Below are 19,419 nucleotides of genomic sequence, written 5' to 3'. Positions count from 1 at the left end.
GGACAGTATGAGCTTTTTTAAAAAGTTAAAAGAAAAAATTTCAAAACAAACAGATACGGTAACAGAGAAGTTTAAACACGGATTAGAAAAAACGAGAAATTCGTTTGCAGATAAAGTAAATGATTTAGTCTTTCGTTACCGTAAAGTAGATGAAGATTTTTTCGAAGAATTAGAAGAAATTTTAATCGGTGCGGATGTTGGCGTTTCGACAGTAATGGAATTGATTGATCAATTGAAAGAAGAAGTGCAACGTCGTAACATTCAAGATCCAAAAGAAGTACAAGCTGTTATTTCAGAAAAGTTAGTAGGGATTTACAAAGGTGACAGTGACTTTAGTAACGAAATTAATGTGCAAGAGGATCAATTAACAGTTGTTTTATTTGTCGGTGTTAACGGCGTAGGAAAAACGACGACAATTGGTAAACTAGCACATAAATTTAAATCGGAAGGTAAATCTGTTCTATTGGCGGCAGGAGATACATTCCGTGCTGGAGCGATTGAACAATTAGAAGTATGGGGCGATCGCGTTGGTGTAGAAGTGATTAAACAAGGATCAGGGTCTGATCCAGCAGCGGTTATGTATGATGCTGTACAAGCTGCAAAAGCACGTAAAGTAGACGTATTACTATGTGATACAGCAGGACGTTTACAAAATAAAGTGAACTTAATGAAAGAGTTAGAGAAAGTAAAGCGTGTAATTGAGCGCGAAGTACCAGGAGCTCCTCATGAAGTATTACTTGTAATTGATGCTACAACAGGACAAAACGGTTTAAGTCAAGCGAAAACATTCCGTGAAGCAACGAATGTTACTGGTATTGTTTTAACGAAGTTAGATGGTACTGCTAAAGGTGGTATTGTATTAGCGATTCGAAACGAAATGGATGTACCGGTGAAATTCGTTGGATTAGGGGAACAAATGGATGATCTGCAACAGTTTGATCCAGAACAATATGTGTATGGTTTATTTGCGAACTTAGTAGAAACAGAAGAAGTATAAGTGAAAGAAGCGGTATTTCCCGCTTCTTTTTCTATAAAAATATGTGATGTTAAGAAAAAAACTTGACACTCTTTTGTACTCCATGTAAACTAATTGATGTAAAGGGAAATCACTTAACAAAGGATGATCCAACATGCTCGAAAAAACAACGAGAATGAACTATTTATTTGATTTTTATCAATCGTTGTTAACGCAAAAACAGAGAAGTTATATGTCGCTTTATTATCTAGATGATTTATCTCTTGGTGAAATTGCGGAAGAATTTGATGTAAGTCGCCAAGCCGTGTATGATAACATTAAACGGACTGAAGCGATGCTTGAAGAATATGAAGATAAATTAGTATTACTTCAAAAGTTTCAAGAGCGACAGCGACTTGTTGCAAAGCTAAAACAGCTAATCAGCGAAGAAGAGCATGTGAATGAAGAAATGAAACAAGTTGTTGAAGCTATCGAAAAATTAGATTAGGAGGGCGGCAATATGGCATTTGAAGGATTAGCCGACCGACTTCAACAGACAATGCAAAAAATCCGCGGCAAAGGAAAAGTTTCTGAAGCCGATGTGAAAGAAATGATGAGAGAAGTTCGTCTAGCTCTTTTAGAAGCGGACGTTAACTTTAAAGTAGTAAAAGATTTTGTAAAGCGTGTGTCTGAACGTGCTGTCGGACAAGATGTAATGAAAAGTTTGACACCTGGACAACAAGTAATTAAAGTTGTACAGGAAGAACTTACAGAACTTATGGGCGGAGAGCAAAGCAAAATTGCTGTTGCTAATAAGCCACCGACTGTTATAATGATGGTTGGTCTGCAAGGTGCAGGTAAAACGACAACAACAGGTAAACTTGCGAATTTACTGCGTAAAAAGCATAATCGTAAACCAATGCTTGTTGCAGCGGATATTTACCGTCCAGCAGCGATTAAACAGCTTGAAACATTAGGGAAGCAATTGGACATGCCTGTTTTCTCTTTAGGAGATCAAGTTAGTCCAGTTGAAATTGCGAAACAAGCGATTGCAAAAGCAAAAGAAGATCATCACGATTATGTTTTAATTGATACAGCAGGTCGTCTGCATATTGATGAAGAACTAATGGATGAATTAGCAAAAGTGAAAGAAGTTGCGAAACCGGATGAGATTTTCCTAGTTGTCGATGCGATGACGGGACAAGACGCGGTAAATGTAGCACAAAGTTTCCATGAGCAGTTAGGTTTAACAGGTGTTGTATTAACGAAATTAGATGGTGATACGCGCGGTGGTGCGGCATTATCTATTAAGGCTGTAACAAACACACCTATTAAATTTGCTGGTATGGGTGAAAAACTAGATGCAATTGAAGCGTTCCATCCAGAACGTATGGCATCCCGTATTTTAGGGATGGGAGACGTCTTAACATTAATTGAAAAAGCGCAAGCTACAGTTGATGAAGAGAAAGCAAAAGAACTTGAGCAAAAAATGCGTACGCTTTCGTTTACGCTTGACGATTTCCTAGAACAACTTGGACAAGTACGTCAACTTGGACCGCTTGACGAATTGTTAGGAATGCTTCCTGGTGCAAATAAAATTAAAGGGCTGAAAAATGCACAAGTTGATGAAAAACAAATTGGGCATATTGAGGCAATTATTCGTTCTATGACTAAATTAGAGCGAGAACAACCGGAAATAATCAATGCTAGTCGCAAAAAGCGCATTGCCAAAGGTAGCGGTACAACGGTACAAGAAATCAATCGTCTAATCAAGCAATTTGATGATATGAAAAAAATGATGAAGACGATGACTGGAATGCAAAAAGGTAAGAAAAAAGGACTAGGTGGATTGAAGTTTCCATTCATGTAAGGAAAAAAAGATGGCTCTGTTAAGAAAAAATACTTTACAAAGCAATAGTCTTTTTGCTAATATAATTATCTGTGTGAAATAAATTCGGAGGTGCTTTATAAATGGCAGTTAAAATTCGTTTAAAACGTATGGGAGCTAAAAAAACTCCTTTCTATCGTGTAGTTGTTGCAGATTCTCGTTCTCCTCGTGACGGACGTTTCATTGAGGAAATCGGTACTTACAATCCGGTTGCTCAACCAGCTGAAGTTAAGATCAACGAAGAAGCAGCATTAAAATGGTTAGGAAATGGTGCTAAACCATCTGATACAGTTCGTAACTTATTCTCTAACCAAGGTATCATGGAGAAATTCCACTTATCTAAACAAGGTAAGTAATTGAGGCAATGACTATGAAGAAGTTAGTCGAGACGATTGTCAAGCCTCTTGTCGATCATCCTGAAGATGTAAAAGTTACACAGGAACTTTACAACGGAGAGATAAAGTATCGATTAACTGTACATCCTGAGGATGTTGGAAAAGTCATTGGGAAGCAAGGGACAGTTGCGAAAGCAATTCGAATGCTCTTGTATTCAGTGGGACATCATAACGATGAAAAAGTAACACTGGAAATTCAATAAACGTAAAAAGGGCGAGGAGTTATATCCTCTCCCTTTTTTAACATTTAAAGACAAATTGCATGTTCCATATGTGAAATGGAGATGCTTAATTTATATGGAAACCAGGGGGGACATACTATTTATGACAAAATGGTTTAATGTAGGAAAAATTGTAAATACTCATGGCGTAAGAGGAGAAATTCGTGTGATTTCTCGTACTGATTTTCCGGAAGAGCGATATAAAGTAGGAAACACTTTATACATATCGAATGAGAAAAGTACAGATTACCTTCCAGTGAAAGTAACTTCTCATCGTCAACATAAGACATTTGATTTATTAACATTTGAAGGATACAACAATGTAGATGAAGTAGAGAAATTCAAAGGTTCTTTAATAAAAGTACCAGAAGAGCAGTTAGGTGAACTAGCTGAGGGAGAATACTACTATCATGAAATTATTGGTTGTAACGTTGTAACAGAAGAGGGAGAGGCATTGGGAACGATCAAAGAAATCTTATCACCTGGTGCGAATGATGTTTGGGTAATTAAACGTCCAAAAGGTCAAGATCTGTTAATTCCCTATATCGATGATGTTGTGCTTCAAGTTAACATTGAGAATAAATTAGTAACCATTCATGTAATGGAAGGGTTGCTATAATGAAAATTGACATTTTAACATTGTTTCCAGATATGTTTACAGGTGTGTTTGGATCTTCAATTTTAAAGAAAGCACAAGAAAAAGAAGCGGTAGAGCTTCGTGTTGTCAATTTCCGCGATTATACAACGAGTAAGCATAATAGCGTGGATGATTATCCGTATGGTGGTGGTGCTGGGATGGTATTAACCCCTCAGCCTATTTTTGATGCTGTAGAAGATTTAACGAAAGAGACAGAGCGTAAGCCGAGAGTTGTCTTAATGTGTCCGCAGGGTGAAAGATTCACTCAGAAGAAAGCGGAAGAGCTTGCAGAGGAAGAACATGTAATCTTTGTATGTGGGCATTATGAAGGATATGACGAACGAATTCGTGAACATCTCGTAACAGATGAAATTTCTATTGGTGACTATGTATTAACCGGTGGAGAGTTAGCTTCTATGGTTATTACTGATAGTGTTGTACGTCTCCTGCCAGGAGTATTAGGGAATCATGCTTCGCAAGTCGAGGATTCATTTAGTACAGGTTTATTAGAGCATCCTCATTATACACGTCCAGCTGATTTTCGTGGTATGAAGGTGCCGGATGTATTAATGTCGGGAAATCATAAAAATATTGATGAATGGCGACATAAAGAATCACTACGTCGTACGTACACGCGTAGACCGGATTTATTGGAAGAACGAGAGTTGTCTAAGCAAGAAGAGAAATGGTTAGAACAGATTAAAGAAGGCAAATAAGGACTTGATATATTTGCTATTGCAACAGTTCTAGCAATATGCTATTATAACACTTGTGCTACTGAAATCAGTAGCCGTATTAACGATGTTCCGCTGTAATTTATTTAGACTTTATAAGAGCATCTGTTTAAAGGAGAGAATTTAATATGCAACAATTAATCGCAGAAATTACAAAAGGCCAATTAAAAACTGACCTTCCTTCATTCCGTCCTGGAGACACTTTACGTGTACACGTAAAAGTAGTTGAGGGAACTCGTGAAAGAATTCAGCTTTTCGAAGGTGTTGTAATCAAACGTCGTGGTGGCGGAATCAGTGAAACATTCACAGTTCGTAAGATTTCTTACGGTGTAGGTGTTGAGCGTACATTCCCAGTTCACACGCCAAGAATCGCGAAAATCGAAGTACTTCGCCGTGGTAAAGTACGTCGTGCTAAGTTATACTACTTACGTAACCTTCGCGGTAAAAAAGCACGTATTAAAGAAATTCGATAAGACATGTATGGGAGCTTGTAAATGCACAAGCTCCCTTTTTCCAATCTATATAAAATTTTGATATAATACGAGCAGCTTACATAATCGTGGAGGGGAAAAGCATGAAGAAAGAAAAGAGTTCACTTTGGGAATGGATCAAGGCAATTTTGATTGCAGTTGTATTAGCGGGTGTTATTAGACAGTTTTTCTTTGCGCCAATTCTCGTAGATGGGGTATCGATGGCGTCTACTTTACATGATCGCGATCGAATGATTGTCAATAAAATTGGTTATCACATAGGAGATCCGAAACGATTTGATATTATTGTATTCCGAGCAACGGAAGATAAAGATTATATTAAACGCATTATCGGCCTGCCAGGCGATGAAATAGAGTATCGTAATGATAAACTATATGTTAACGGAAAGCCTTATGAGGAGCCGTATTTAGACAAGCAGAAAAAACAAATTGCTGACGGACCGCTTACATATGATTTTACTCTTGAAGAAATGACAGGGAAGAAAACTGTTCCAGAAGGTCAATTATTTGTTTTAGGCGATAATCGTCGTTTTAGTAAAGATAGTCGTTCAATTGGTACAATTTCAATGGACCAAGTAATTGGAAAAGCAAATATACTATATTGGCCGTTAAAAGATGCACGTATTGTGAAATAAAAGAAAAAGAAGGTGGCAACATGGTAATTCAATGGTTCCCGGGACATATGGCAAAGGCTAGACGCCAAGTAACAGAAAAATTAAAGTTAATTGATGTTGTAATTGAGCTTGTAGATGCTCGATTACCTTTATCTTCTCGAAATCCAATGATCGATGAGATTATTACACATAAACCGAGGCTTGTTGTTTTAAATAAAGCTGATATGGCAGATGATCATTTAACGAAGCAATGGATCGCATATTTTAAAGAAAAAGGCCATATGGCAATTTCAATTAACGCACAAGCTGGACAAGGTATGAAGGAAATTGCAGCAGCTTGTAAAGTGTTGGTGAAAGAAAAATTTGATAAAATGGCTGCGAAAGGTATTAGACCAAGAGCGATTCGTGCATTAATTGTCGGTATACCGAATGTTGGTAAATCCACGTTGATTAATAAATTGGCGAAGAAAAATATTGCTAAAACGGGAGATCGCCCTGGTGTGACAACAGCTCAACAATGGATTAAAGTTGGGAAAGAAATGGAATTATTAGATACACCTGGTATTTTATGGCCTAAATTTGAAGATCAATTAGTGGGTCTTCGTTTAGCGACTACGGGTGCAATTAAAGACTCTATTTTAAATCTGCAAGATGTAGCTATTTATGCGTTACGTTTTATGGAGAAACATTATCCGGAACGTTTGAAAGAGCGCTATAATTTAAATGACATTCCAGAAGAGATTGTGGAGTTATTTGATGCGATTGGAAAAAACAGAGGTTGCTTAATGGGCGGCGGAATGATTGATTATGATAAAACATCTGAACTTGTACTTCGTGAGCTTCGTGGTGGCAAACTTGGAAAAATGACGTTTGAAACACCAGAAGAGTTTGCAGAGCAGACAGAAGATGCAGAAAAAGTAGAAGAAGTATAAGACGTGCGTTTGTACGTCTTTTCTTTTTTGTATATAAAGGGAGTGGCATGAATGCAAAAGGTGACGATTCAAGAAGCGGAACATTTACTGCAAGAAATTATGAGTGAAGAGGACGACCGCTTTCAAGTATTAATGAAGGATGAGCGAAAAGGGGTACAAAAACTCATTTTGAGGTGGTATAAACAAAAAGAGTTAGCACAAAAGGAAAAAGAAAAATTTCTAGAAATGTCTAAGTATGAAAATGCGTTACGTGAAAAAGGCCACACATATATTGCAGGTATAGATGAAGTAGGTCGTGGACCGTTAGCTGGGCCTGTCGTGACGGCAGCTGTTGTCCTTCCGGAAGATTTTTATATTCCAGGGTTAAATGACTCGAAAAAGCTGAGTGAGGCGAAGCGAGAGCGTTTTTATGGTGAAATTAAAGCGCAAGCAATTGCGATTGGAGTTGGAATTGTATCACCACAAGTTATTGATGAGATAAATATTTATCAAGCGACGAAACAAGCGATGTTAGATGCTGTTGCAAATTTATCTTGTACACCAGAACATTTATTAATTGATGCGATGAAACTTCCTACACCAATTCCGCAAACATCCATCATTAAAGGTGATGCGAAAAGTATTTCTATTTCAGCTGCATCTATTATTGCGAAAGTAACGAGAGATCGTATGATGAAAGAGCTTGGAGAAAAGTATCCTGCATATGGATTTGAACAACATATGGGATATGGCACGAAACAACATTTAGAAGCGATTGAAGTGCATGGAGTATTAGAAGAACACCGGAAATCGTTTGCGCCAATTAAAGATATGATTCAAAAATAAGCTGTATTTTTGCAGCTTATTTTTTATTTTGACATATAAACATTACTATTTTCAAAAAAGAATAAAGCGATTTCAGTTTTCTGACACTTTATTGTAGACAGCGTGCCAATCATCTTATACAATGGCAATGTAATGTTTTTTAAACATTAAAAAACTTTTCGAGTAAAACAGGAAAACAGGGGAGGATGGGACCATGAATATCCATGAGTACCAAGGTAAGGCAGTCCTTAGAAGCTATGGGGTTAGCGTTCCGAACGGGAAGGTTGCATTTACAGTAGAAGAAGCTGTAGAAGCAGCGAAAGAATTAGGAACGGATGTATGTGTAGTAAAAGCACAAATTCACGCTGGTGGACGCGGCAAAGCTGGCGGAGTAAAAGTTGCAAAAAATTTAGATGAAGTTCGTACATATGCAGAGAGCATTTTAGGAACTACACTTGTGACACATCAAACAGGTCCTGAAGGTAAGGAAGTAAAACGCTTACTTATCGAAGAAGGTTGCGATATTAAAAAAGAATATTATGTAGGTCTTGTGTTAGATCGTGCAACTTCTCAAGTTGTTTTAATGGCGTCTGAAGAAGGCGGAACAGAAATTGAGGAAGTAGCAGAAAAAACACCTGAAAAAATCTTTAAAGAATATATTGATCCAGCAGTAGGCTTACAAGGCTTCCAAGCGCGCCGAATCGCATTTAACATTAATATTCCAAAAGAGCTTGTAGGACAAGCTGTGAAGTTTATGATGGGCTTATACCGTGCGTTTATCGAAAAAGATTGCTCTATCGCTGAGATTAATCCACTTGTTACAACAGGTGACGGTAAAGTTATGGCATTAGATGCGAAATTAAACTTTGATTCTAATGCATTATATCGCCATAAAGACATTTTAGAACTTCGTGATCTTGAAGAAGAAGATGCAAAAGAAATTGAAGCTTCTAAATATGACTTAAACTACATTCCTTTAGATGGAAATATCGGTTGTATGGTTAATGGTGCAGGTTTAGCGATGGCTACAATGGATATCATTAAACATTACCATGGTGATCCAGCTAACTTCTTAGATGTTGGTGGCGGTGCGACAGCTGAAAAAGTTACAGAAGCATTCAAAATTATCCTTTCTGACAAAAATGTAAAAGGTATCTTCGTTAACATTTTTGGTGGCATCATGAAGTGTGATGTTATCGCAGAAGGTGTTATTGAAGCGACAAAGCAAGTTGGCCTTGAGTTGCCTTTAGTTGTACGTCTTGAAGGTACAAACGTAGAGTTAGGTAAGAAAATTTTAAATGAGTCTGGCTTAAATATTGTTGCAGCAGAATCTATGGCAGACGGTGCACAAAAAATTGTTTCACTAGTGGGCTAATAGAAAGCGGGGGAGAAAAATGAGCGTATTAGTTAATAAAGATACAAAAGTTATTGTTCAAGGTATTACAGGTTCTCAAGGGTTATTCCACACAAAGCAAATGATTGAATACGGTACGAAGATTGTCGGTGGTGTAACACCAGGTAAAGGTGGCACTGATATTGAAGGTGTACCAGTATTTGATACAGTAGAAGATGCAGTGAAGGCAACAGGCGCAAATGCTTCAGTTGTATACGTTCCACCCGCTTTTGCGGCTGATGCAATTATGGAAGCAGTTGATGCAGAAATTGATTTAGTAGTATGTATTACTGAAGGAATTCCTGTATTAGATATGGTAAACGTAAAGAGATATATGGCGGGTAAACATACACGTTTACTTGGACCAAACTGCCCGGGTGTTATTACGCCTGATGAATGTAAAATCGGTATTATGCCAGGGTACATTCATAAAAAAGGCCATGTAGGTATCGTATCTCGCTCTGGTACATTAACGTATGAGGCTGTACATCAGTTAACACAAGAAGGTATTGGCCAATCTACTGCTGTAGGTATCGGCGGGGACCCTGTTAACGGTACAGACTTTATTGATGCGTTAAAAGCATTTAACGAAGATGAAGAAACACATGCTGTAATTATGATTGGTGAAATCGGTGGTACAGCGGAAGAAGAAGCAGCTGAGTGGGTAAAAGCTAATATGACAAAACCTGTTGTAGGCTTCATTGGTGGTCAAACTGCGCCTGAAGGCAAACGTATGGGCCATGCTGGGGCAATCATTTCTGGTGGTAAAGGAACTGCTGCAGAAAAGATTAAAACAATGGAAGCTTGTGGTATTAAAGTAGCGGAAACTCCAGCGGTTATGGGTGAAACGCTAATCTCTGTCTTAAAAGAAAAAGGTCTATTTGAGACTTGTAAAAACTATTAATCTTTTGAAAGACACCTTCTTGCTTGAAGGTGTCTTTTTACACAAATATTGTTTACATAATAAAAATTATGGGTAAGGAGATTTAAGATGAAAAGAGAACGATTATTACATCTTCATTACTTGTTAGCAGATTATTGGAAGGGGATGGAAAGACTATTATATGTCGATCCAGAATTGAAAGGAATATACGCTTTTAATGCAAAACAAATTGAATATTATACTGGAATATCCTCACAAAAATCTTCAGAATTAGTAAATTTTCTTCAAAGTTCAAGTCTCCCACAATATATATCTTATTTAAAGAAAAACCGAATCTTTTATATAACTATATGGGATGAAGATTATCCACAACTTTTACGTGAAATACAAGATCCCCCCTTTGTGTTATATGGAAAAGGAAAGAAGGATTTTCTCAATAAATCGAATAAATTAGCGGTTGTTGGAACGAGAGAACCGACTTTATATGGACAGGAGAGTTTAGAATTTATTTTACACCCAATATTAGAAAGAGGATGGCTTATTGTAAGTGGTTTTGCAAGAGGGATAGATACGATGTCACATGAAATTACAGTAAGACGACATTGCCCAACTATTGCGATACTAGGACATGGATTATCGTATATATATCCAAAGGAGAATCAATATTTATATGAGGCGTGGAATGAATATATATTGTTATTAACAGAGTACCCTCCGCACTATGCACCGAAAAAATGGTATTTTCCAAAAAGGAACCGAATTATTAGTGGTATAAGTAAAGGGGTTTTAGTTGTAGAAGCGAAATCAAGAAGTGGAACACTTATTACTGCGGACCTTGCTTTAGAGCAAAATAGAGAGGTATTTGCACTTCCTGGACCTATATTTATAGAGAGTGCATCAGGAACGAATCATCTAATTCAACAAGGAGCGAAACTAGTAAGAAATGCAGAAGATATCCTAGAAGAGATTTTAAATTAACCTTATATTTTTATGTTTTTATTAAACAATTATTGACAAATGGTAGATAGGCGCTGTATGGTATATTCATTCTTGATTGACAAAAACAAGAGAAATCAATAAGATTAATGAAGACTTGAATCCACCTCTTAAGGAGGCACTAGCATGTCAGATTACCTCGTAATCGTGGAGTCGCCTTCTAAGGCGAAGACCATTGAGAAATATTTAGGGAAAAAATACAAAGTTGTCGCGTCTATGGGACACGTTCGCGATTTACCTAAAAGCCAAATGGGGATAGAAGTAAAGAACAACTTCACCCCGAAATATATTACCATTCGTGGTAAAGGTCCCGTCTTAAAAGACTTAAAATCAGCGGCAAAAAAAGCAAAGAAAGTCTATCTCGCGGCCGATCCAGACCGCGAAGGGGAAGCAATTGCTTGGCATTTAGCAAATACGTTAAATGTGGACGTTGAATCAGATTGTCGAGTTGTGTTTAATGAGATTACAAAAGATGCAATAAAAGAATCATTTAAACATCCTCGTGCGATTAATATGGATTTAGTGGATGCACAACAAGCAAGACGTATACTAGATCGTCTTGTTGGTTACAATATTAGTCCTTTATTATGGAAGAAAGTAAAAAAAGGATTAAGTGCAGGACGCGTACAATCTGTAGCAGTTCGTTTAATTATCGAACGTGAAAGAGAAATTCAAAGCTTTGAACCTGAAGAATTCTGGACAATTAAGACAGAATTTGTGAAAGGGAAAGACACATTTGAAGCAAGCTTTTACGGTGTAGATGGAGAAAAAGTTCAATTAACGAATGAAACGCAAGTGAATGAAATAATTGAACAGCTGAAAGAAAATGCGTTTTCAGTTGAAAATGTAACGAGAAAAGAGCGAAAACGTAATCCCGCATTACCATTTACAACATCTTCCTTGCAACAAGAGGCAGCGCGTAAGTTAAACATGCGAGCAAAGAAAACAATGATGCTTGCGCAGCAATTGTATGAAGGAATCGATCTTGGAAAACAAGGAACTGTAGGTCTTATTACGTATATGAGAACCGATTCAACTCGTATCTCAGAAACGGCTCAAACAGAGGCTCGTACTTACATTACTGAGGCGTATGGTACGGAATACATAGGAACAGGAACAGAAAAGAAGAAAGAAACGAAAAAATCAAATGCACAAGATGCGCATGAGGCGATTCGTCCTACTTCGGTAATGAGAAAGCCAGAGGAACTAAAGAGTTTCTTAGGTCGTGACCAACTTCGGTTGTATAAATTGATTTGGGAGCGATTTGTTGCAAGTCAAATGGCGTCTGCTATAATGGATACTGTGACAGCGAGGCTCATTAATAATAATGTTCAGTTCCGTGCAAGTGGATCAGTTGTAAAGTTCCCAGGGTTTATGAAAGTGTATGTAGAATCGAAAGATGACGGGGCTGAAGAAAAGGATAAGATGTTACCACCTTTAGAAGTAGGGGAAACAGTATTTTCTAAGGATTTAGAACCGAAGCAACACTTTACACAACCTCCGCCGCGCTATACAGAGGCTCGTCTAGTAAGAACACTTGAAGAGCTTGGAATTGGGAGACCGTCGACTTACGTACCGACACTTGAAACGATTCAAAAACGTGGGTACGTAGGTTTGGATAATAAACGCTTCGTTCCAACTGAACTTGGTGAAATAGTAATTGAACTTATTTTAGAGTTTTTCCCAGAAATTATTAACATTGAATTTACTGCTAACATGGAGCAAAGTCTTGATGAAGTAGAAGAAGGAAATGCGAATTGGGTAAAAATTGTTGATGATTTCTACGTAGGCTTTGAACCGCGTTTAGAAAAAGCGGAAAAAGAAATGCGTGAAGTGGAAATTAAAGATGAACCAGCTGGGGAAGACTGTGAATTATGTGATCACCCAATGGTCTTTAAAATGGGTAAATACGGGAAATTTATGGCTTGCTCGAATTTCCCAGATTGTCGTAATACAAAACCGATTGTGAAAGAAATCGGTGTTACTTGTCCGAAATGTGATAAAGGTCAAATTATTGAACGTCGTAGTAATAAAAAGAAACGTCTTTTCTATGGGTGCGGTACGTATCCAGAATGTGACTTTGTATCTTGGGATAAGCCGATTGGCCGTAAATGTCCGAAGTGCGAAGGTATGCTTGTAGAGAAGAAGTTGAAAAAAGGCGTGCAAGTACAATGTATTTCGTGCGATTATGAAGAAGAACAACAAATGTGAGCGTAACTGCTCACATTTTTTTCGGGAAGAAAAGGAAAGGTGATATAAATGACAACACAAGTAGTAAACGTCATTGGCGCAGGTCTTGCAGGAAGTGAAGCAGCTTACCAAATTGCAAAACGTGGTGTCCAAGTTAGATTATATGAAATGAGACCGGTAAGGCAAACGCCAGCTCATCACACAGATAAATTTGCTGAATTAGTATGTAGTAACTCACTTCGTGCAAACACTTTAACCAATGCTGTTGGTGTTATTAAAGAAGAAATGCGCTTAATGGATTCAGTTATTATTCGTGCAGCTGATGAGTGCTCTGTACCAGCAGGAGGGGCTTTAGCTGTAGATCGTCATGAATTTGCGGCAAAAGTAACAGAATATGTGAAAAACCATCCGAACGTAACTGTGATGAATGAAGAAATCACTGAAATTCCAGAAGGTCCTACTGTTATCGCGACAGGTCCACTTACGTCTCCTGATCTTGCTGCACAATTAAAAGAATTAACAGGTGAAGACTATTTTTATTTCTATGATGCTGCAGCACCGATTGTTGAGAAAGACAGCATTGATATGAATAAAGTGTATTTAAAATCTCGTTATGATAAAGGTGAAGCGGCATATTTAAACTGCCCGATGACAGAAGAGGAATTTGATCGTTTTTACGAGGCTTTAATCGCTGCTGAAACAGTACCTTTAAAAGAATTTGAAAAAGAAATTTTCTTTGAAGGTTGTATGCCGGTAGAAGTTATGGCAAGTAGAGGAAGACAGACACTAGTATTTGGACCGATGAAACCTGTTGGATTAGAAGATCCGAAAACAGGGAAAACGCCATATGCTGTTGTTCAGTTGCGTCAAGATGATGCAGCGGGAACGCTATACAATATCGTAGGTTTCCAGACGCATTTAAAGTGGGGACCACAAAAAGAAGTGTTACAGTTGATTCCAGGACTGGAAAACGCAGAGATTGTACGTTATGGTGTAATGCATCGTAATACGTTTATTAATTCACCTAACTTGCTTCGTCCAACATATCAATATAAACAACGTGATGATTTATTCTTCGCTGGTCAAATGACTGGAGTAGAGGGGTATGTTGAATCGGCGGCGTCAGGATTACTAGCAGGTATTAATGCTGCTCGACTTGTGAAAGGTGAAGAGCCAGTTGTATTACCGCCTGTAACTGCAATGGGAAGTATGGCGAACTATATTACTGCGACAAACGCGAAAAACTTCCAACCAATGAATGCAAACTTCGGTCTGTTTGCACCGTTAGAGAAGAAAATTAAAAGGAAAGCAGAACGTAATGAAGCTTATGCAACACGCGCTTTAGAAACGATTCAAAATTTTGTAAATATTTAGTTAAATTTCTTGCAAAGGCTACTAAGTTGTGATACGATTTAGTAGCCTTTATTGAGGTGAATTGTGTGAATGTGAAGAAATTGTTACAATTATTCGTTGGATATTTACAAATTGAAAGAAATTATTCAAAATATACAATTGCAAGTTATCAAAATGATTTAGAACATTTTGTGCAATTTATGGAGCGAGAAGGCATATCCTCTTTTTTAGATATTACATACGCGGATGTTCGTTTGTACTTAACGACGTTGCACGATGAAAAGTTAGCCCGTAAATCTGTCGCAAGAAAAGTATCAAGCTTACGAAGTTTATATCGTTTTTTGATGCGTGAAGGTTATCGGAAAGATAATCCGTTTGCACTTGCGTCACTCCCCAAAAAAGAATTGTCAATCCCAAAGTTTTTATATGCTGAAGAATTAGAGGAATTATTTGAAGTTTCTGACACGGAAACGCCGCTAGGCCAAAGGAATCAAGCTTTATTAGAGTTGATGTATGCGACTGGGATCCGTGTGAGTGAATGTGTCAATTTACAACTTACTGATATTGACTTTGCGGTGGGAACAATTTTAGTAATGGGAAAAGGAAAAAAACAAAGATATATTCCGTTCGGGAGTTATGCGCAGGATGCTTTAATTACTTATATAGAGAACGGGAGAAAACAGTTAGCTCAAAAAACTGAAGAACACTCTCATATGGTATTTTTAAATGCGAAAGGCACGCCGCTGACAAGTCGAGGGGTACGTTATGTATTAAATGAACTCATTAAGAAGGCTTCACTGACAATGCGGATAAGTCCCCATATGTTAAGGCATACATTTGCTACACACATGTTAGATGAAGGGGCAGATTTACGTACTGTACAGGAGCTACTCGGTCATGAGAATTTGTCGACGACACAAATTTATACGCATGTCTCTAAAGAAAGATTGCGTTCTGTCTACATGAAGCATCACCCACGGGCATAAATTGCTTTTAAAGCTATAAAAACATATAAAGGAGTTTTTTCTATGGGGAATTTCCATGCTACAACGATATTTGCAGTTCATCATAATGGAGAATGTGCAATGGCTGGAGATGGCCAGGTGACAATGGGAAATGCGGTTGTAATGAAACATACAGCTCGTAAAGTCCGTAAACTTTTCCAAGGGAAAGTTTTAGCTGGTTTTGCAGGTTCTGTTGCTGACGCATTTACTCTTTTTGAAATGTTTGAAGGGAAATTAGAAGAGTACAATGGGAACTTGCAGCGTGCTGCAGTTGAGATGGCAAAACAATGGCGTGGCGACAAAATGTTACGTCAGCTAGAAGCGATGCTCATTGTCATGGATAAAACAACTATGCTTCTTGTTTCGGGTACAGGAGAAGTGATTGAACCAGATGATGGTATTTTAGCAATTGGATCTGGCGGGAATTATGCGCTTTCTGCAGGTCGTGCTTTAAAGCAATATGCAAGTGAACATTTAACAGCGAAGCAAATTGCGAAAGCGAGTTTAGACATTGCTGGCGATATTTGTGTTTATACAAACCACAATATAATTGTGGAAGAATTGTAGAATCGTAAGGGAGGCATTTTATATGCATTTACATTTTACTCCGCGTCAAATTGTGGAAAAATTAGATCAATACATTATCGGTCAAAAAGATGCGAAGAAAGCGGTTGCTGTAGCTTTAAGAAATCGTTACCGCCGAAGTAAATTAGCTGAAAATCTACGTGATGAAATTGCACCTAAAAATATTTTAATGATTGGACCGACAGGTGTTGGTAAAACAGAGGTCGCACGACGAATGGCAAAACTCGTTGGAGCACCTTTTATTAAGGTTGAAGCTACGAAGTTTACAGAAGTTGGATATGTAGGTAGAGATGTAGAATCGATGGTACGTGACCTTGTAGAAACGTCAGTTCGTATCGTGAAAGAAGAAATGGTAATTAAAGTACAAGACAAAGCAGAAGAGCAAGCGAACCAACGTCTTGTTGAAATTTTAGTGCCGAGTCCGGAGAAACAATCTGGATTTAAAAACCCATTAGAAATGCTATTTGGCGGTGCTCAAAATTCGAATCAAACATCAGATGAGCAGGAAGATGTTGAAATTGAAAAGAAACGTCAAGATGTAGAAAGAAAGCTAGCTGCAGGACTTCTTGAAGATGAGATTGTATCGATTGAAGTGACTGAGCAACAGTCTTCTATGTTCGATATGTTACAAGGAACTGGCATGGAACAAATGGGAATGAATTTCCAAGATGCATTAGGGAGTTTTATGCCGAAAAAAACAAAAAAACGTAAACTTTCTGTGAAAGAAGCAAGAAAACTCTTGACAAATGAGGAAGCACAGCGCTTAATTGATATGGATGAAGTTACACAAGAGGCTGTTTATCGTGCTGAACAGCTCGGGATTATTTTTATCGATGAAATTGACAAAATTGCTGGTAAGCAGTCGAATAGCGTAGATGTATCACGTGAAGGTGTGCAACGTGACATTTTACCAATTGTAGAAGGGTCGAATGTTGCGACAAAATACGGATCAGTAAAAACGGATTATATTTTATTCGTTGCAGCTGGAGCGTTTCATATGTCTAAACCGTCGGATTTAATTCCGGAACTGCAAGGGAGATTTCCGATTCGAGTAGAATTAACAAAATTGTCTACAGATGATTTTGTTAAAATATTAATCGAACCTGACAATGCGTTAATTAAACAATATATGGCTTTATTAGCGACTGAAGGTATAGAAATTGAATTTTCAGACGAAGCTATTCGTAAGATTGCTGAGATTGCTTATCAAGTTAATCAGGATACAGATAATATTGGAGCAAGAAGACTTCATACGATTATGGAGAAGCTCCTTGAAGATTTATCGTTTGAAGCATCTGAAATTACGTTAGAGAAAATAACGATAACACCTCAATACGTTGAGGAGAAATTAGCAACGATTGCTAAAAATAAAGATGTGAGCCAGTTTATTTTGTAATTGTGTCATCAGGTGACTCGCCCTAGTTTCCAAGTGATGAAAAAATATGTGAGTAACATGTAGGAGGAACTTTTGAAATGGAATTATTAGCAAAAACAAGAAAATTAAATGCGTTATTACAGAGCGCAGCAGGAAAGCCTGTAAACTTTAGAGAAATGTCTGACACAATGTGTGAAGTAATCGAAGCGAACGTATTCGTAGTAAGCCGTCGTGGTAAATTACTAGGTTATGCAATTCACCAACAAATTGAGAATGAGCGTATGAAACAAATGCTTGCAGAGCGTCAATTCCCGGAAGAATACACACAAAGCTTATTCAACATTACAGAAACATCTTCTAACTTAGATGTAAACAGTGCTTACACAGCATTCCCGGTAGAAAATAGAGAATTATTCGGTCAAGGTTTAACTACAATCGTACCAATCGTTGGTGGCGGTGAGCGTCTAGGCACATTAGTGTTAGCTCGTCTTGGTCAAGAGTTCTTAGACGATGATTTAATCCTTGCTGAATACAGTTCAACTGTAGTAGGTATGGAAATCTTACGTGAAAAAGCAGAAGAAATCGAAGAGGAAGCACGTAGTAAAGCTGTTGTTCAAATGGCGATTAGCTCATTGTCTTACAGTGAGTTAGAAGCAATCGAGCATATCTTCGAAGAATTAAATGGAACAGAAGGATTACTTGTTGCAAGTAAAATTGCTGATCGCGTAGGAATTACTCGTTCTGTAATCGTAAATGCACTACGTAAATTAGAAAGTGCTGGTGTTATTGAGTCTCGCTCTTTAGGTATGAAAGGAACATACATTAAAGTGCTAAACGACAAGTTTCTACAAGAACTTGCTAAATTAAAAACAAACTAATTTATAAAAACTCTCCTCCCTTGAGGAGAGTTTTTTTTGTATATAAGAGGTTGATGTTGTTTGTGAACAGCGCCATAATCATGTTTTTTAGAAACTATTATTTGAATTTCACTTTTTTGCTTAAAAGAAATACAGGTTGGTAATACTAGAATTCGAGTGTGAATAAAGAAAGTTTTACATTGTTCGCATTTTCGACTTGATTGTAATATTTCAGTATGATATAGTAAGCAGTGGTGTCAGTACAAAGTACACACGTTTACTGATTTAAGTGTTGGTGCTACGTTTGTAGTTTCGCTTAGAGATGAAGTAAACGGAGGATATCAAAAACCATTTAGGAGGAACTATATTATGTCAGTAATTTCTATGAAGCAATTGCTTGAAGCTGGTGTTCATTTCGGACATCAAACTCGTCGTTGGAACCCAAAAATGAAGCGTTACATTTTCACAGAGCGTAACGGTATCTACATCATCGACTTACAAAAAACTGTGAAAAAAGTTGAGGAAGCTTACAGAACGATGCGTGACATCGCTGCTGAAGGTGGAGACATCTTATTCGTAGGTACTAAAAAACAAGCACAAGAAGCTATTAAAGAAGAAGCAACTCGTGCTGGTATGTACTTCGTTAACCAACGTTGGTTAGGTGGAACTTTAACAAACTTCCAAACAATCCAAAAGCGTATCAAGCGTCTTAAAGACATCGAAAGAATGCAAGAAGATGGTACTTTCGAAGTACTACCTAAGAAAGAAGTTGTTCAACTTAAAAAAGAGTTAGAGCGTCTTGAGAAATTCTTAGGCGGTATTAAAGATATGAAAGGTCTTCCAAGTGCATTATTCGTAGTAGACCCTCGTAAAGAGCGTATTGCAGTTGCTGAAGCACGCAAATTACACATTCCAATCATCGGTATCGTTGATACAAACTGTGATCCAGACGAAATCGATCACGTTATCCCAGCAAACGATGATGCAATTCGTGCTGTAAAACTTCTTACATCTAAAATGGCAGACGCGATCCTTGAAGCAAAACAAGGTGAAGAAACTGTTACTGCGTAACAAAGTTGGAAAGGTGATAAGGGGTTCGGCCTTTTATCACC

General features: G+C 37.7%; 21 protein-coding genes. All 21 read left to right on the top strand.

All coding sequences use genetic code 11. The annotated features are described in order from the left end of the window. The first annotated feature begins 7 nt into the window (after positions 1–7). The 21 genes from ftsY to rpsB all read left to right on the top strand — a co-directional run bounded on the left by ftsY (position 8) and on the right by rpsB (position 19,378). The gene (gene ftsY, locus ATN06_RS19555) at positions 8–997 is read left to right on the top strand and encodes a signal recognition particle-docking protein FtsY (protein WP_060631996.1); all 990 of its coding nucleotides are present in this window, start codon (positions 8–10) and stop codon (positions 995–997) included. A 133-nt stretch (positions 998–1,130) separates the two neighbouring features. Beyond that, complete coding sequence (locus ATN06_RS19550) at positions 1,131–1,463, top strand: putative DNA-binding protein (protein WP_000891061.1); 333 nt, start codon at positions 1,131–1,133, stop codon at positions 1,461–1,463. Between the two features lie 12 nt (positions 1,464–1,475). Continuing rightward, entirely contained in the window at positions 1,476–2,825 is a 1,350-nt protein-coding gene (gene ffh / locus ATN06_RS19545) for a signal recognition particle protein (RefSeq protein WP_000863460.1), read from the top strand. A 101-nt stretch (positions 2,826–2,926) separates the two neighbouring features. Continuing rightward, complete coding sequence (rpsP, locus tag ATN06_RS19540) at positions 2,927–3,199, top strand: 30S ribosomal protein S16 (RefSeq protein ID WP_000268750.1); 273 nt, start codon at positions 2,927–2,929, stop codon at positions 3,197–3,199. 14 nt (positions 3,200–3,213) lie between these two features. Continuing rightward, positions 3,214–3,441 (top strand): KH domain-containing protein, encoded by a 228-nt coding sequence (locus ATN06_RS19535; RefSeq protein WP_060631995.1) that lies wholly within the window; start codon positions 3,214–3,216, stop codon positions 3,439–3,441. Between the two features lie 121 nt (positions 3,442–3,562). Beyond that, positions 3,563–4,078 carry a ribosome maturation factor RimM gene (rimM, locus tag ATN06_RS19530; RefSeq protein WP_060631994.1) on the top strand — a complete coding sequence of 172 codons (516 nt, stop codon included), beginning with the start codon at positions 3,563–3,565 and terminating at the stop codon, positions 4,076–4,078. Further along, entirely contained in the window at positions 4,078–4,812 is a 735-nt protein-coding gene (gene trmD, locus ATN06_RS19525) for a tRNA (guanosine(37)-N1)-methyltransferase TrmD (RefSeq protein WP_060631993.1), read from the top strand. Before rimM ends, trmD begins: the two co-directional genes overlap by 1 nt. Positions 4,813–4,958: 146 nt before the next feature. After that, the gene (rplS, locus tag ATN06_RS19520) at positions 4,959–5,303 is read left to right on the top strand and encodes a 50S ribosomal protein L19 (RefSeq protein WP_001186516.1); all 345 of its coding nucleotides are present in this window, start codon (positions 4,959–4,961) and stop codon (positions 5,301–5,303) included. 101 nt (positions 5,304–5,404) lie between these two features. Next, positions 5,405–5,956 (top strand): signal peptidase I, encoded by a 552-nt coding sequence (gene lepB / locus ATN06_RS19515; RefSeq protein WP_060631992.1) that lies wholly within the window; start codon positions 5,405–5,407, stop codon positions 5,954–5,956. A gap of 20 nt (positions 5,957–5,976) precedes the next feature. Then, the gene (gene ylqF / locus ATN06_RS19510; RefSeq protein WP_060631991.1) at positions 5,977–6,867 is read left to right on the top strand and encodes a ribosome biogenesis GTPase YlqF; all 891 of its coding nucleotides are present in this window, start codon (positions 5,977–5,979) and stop codon (positions 6,865–6,867) included. A 51-nt stretch (positions 6,868–6,918) separates the two neighbouring features. Then, positions 6,919–7,692, top strand: coding sequence for a ribonuclease HII (rnhB, locus tag ATN06_RS19505; protein ID WP_060631990.1), 774 nt, complete (start codon positions 6,919–6,921; stop codon positions 7,690–7,692). A 193-nt stretch (positions 7,693–7,885) separates the two neighbouring features. Further along, entirely contained in the window at positions 7,886–9,046 is a 1,161-nt protein-coding gene (sucC, locus tag ATN06_RS19500; protein WP_001020788.1) for an ADP-forming succinate--CoA ligase subunit beta, read from the top strand. A gap of 19 nt (positions 9,047–9,065) precedes the next feature. Continuing rightward, positions 9,066–9,968: a succinate--CoA ligase subunit alpha gene (sucD, locus tag ATN06_RS19495; RefSeq protein ID WP_000115179.1), complete on the top strand. Its 903-nt coding sequence runs from the start codon at positions 9,066–9,068 to the stop codon at positions 9,966–9,968. A gap of 87 nt (positions 9,969–10,055) precedes the next feature. After that, complete coding sequence (dprA, locus tag ATN06_RS19490) at positions 10,056–10,925, top strand: DNA-processing protein DprA (RefSeq protein WP_060631989.1); 870 nt, start codon at positions 10,056–10,058, stop codon at positions 10,923–10,925. A gap of 144 nt (positions 10,926–11,069) precedes the next feature. Beyond that, positions 11,070–13,154: a type I DNA topoisomerase gene (gene topA / locus ATN06_RS19485; protein ID WP_060631988.1), complete on the top strand. Its 2,085-nt coding sequence runs from the start codon at positions 11,070–11,072 to the stop codon at positions 13,152–13,154. A 48-nt stretch (positions 13,155–13,202) separates the two neighbouring features. After that, a complete protein-coding gene (trmFO, locus tag ATN06_RS19480; RefSeq protein ID WP_060631987.1) occupies positions 13,203–14,507 on the top strand; it encodes an FADH(2)-oxidizing methylenetetrahydrofolate--tRNA-(uracil(54)-C(5))-methyltransferase TrmFO in 1,305 nt (434 codons plus the stop codon). Positions 14,508–14,572: 65 nt separating this feature from the next. Next, positions 14,573–15,472, top strand: a complete 900-nt coding sequence (gene xerC / locus ATN06_RS19475; protein ID WP_060631986.1) for a tyrosine recombinase XerC — start codon at positions 14,573–14,575, stop codon at positions 15,470–15,472. Positions 15,473–15,514: 42 nt separating this feature from the next. After that, positions 15,515–16,057 carry an ATP-dependent protease proteolytic subunit HslV gene (gene hslV, locus ATN06_RS19470; RefSeq protein ID WP_000526271.1) on the top strand — a complete coding sequence of 181 codons (543 nt, stop codon included), beginning with the start codon at positions 15,515–15,517 and terminating at the stop codon, positions 16,055–16,057. 22 nt (positions 16,058–16,079) lie between these two features. Then, a complete protein-coding gene (gene hslU, locus ATN06_RS19465; protein ID WP_060631985.1) occupies positions 16,080–17,471 on the top strand; it encodes an ATP-dependent protease ATPase subunit HslU in 1,392 nt (463 codons plus the stop codon). Between the two features lie 77 nt (positions 17,472–17,548). Next, positions 17,549–18,328 (top strand): GTP-sensing pleiotropic transcriptional regulator CodY, encoded by a 780-nt coding sequence (gene codY, locus ATN06_RS19460; protein WP_000421290.1) that lies wholly within the window; start codon positions 17,549–17,551, stop codon positions 18,326–18,328. Positions 18,329–18,676: 348 nt separating this feature from the next. Then, the gene (rpsB, locus tag ATN06_RS19455; protein ID WP_000111485.1) at positions 18,677–19,378 is read left to right on the top strand and encodes a 30S ribosomal protein S2; all 702 of its coding nucleotides are present in this window, start codon (positions 18,677–18,679) and stop codon (positions 19,376–19,378) included. The last annotated feature ends 41 nt before the right edge of the window (positions 19,379–19,419 follow it).

This window comes from Bacillus thuringiensis, assembly GCF_001455345.1.
Lineage (GTDB): Bacteria > Bacillota > Bacilli > Bacillales > Bacillaceae_G > Bacillus_A > Bacillus_A thuringiensis_N.
The sequence above is the reverse complement of the archived record's forward strand: the minus strand, read 5'-3'. Positions and strand labels throughout refer to the sequence as shown.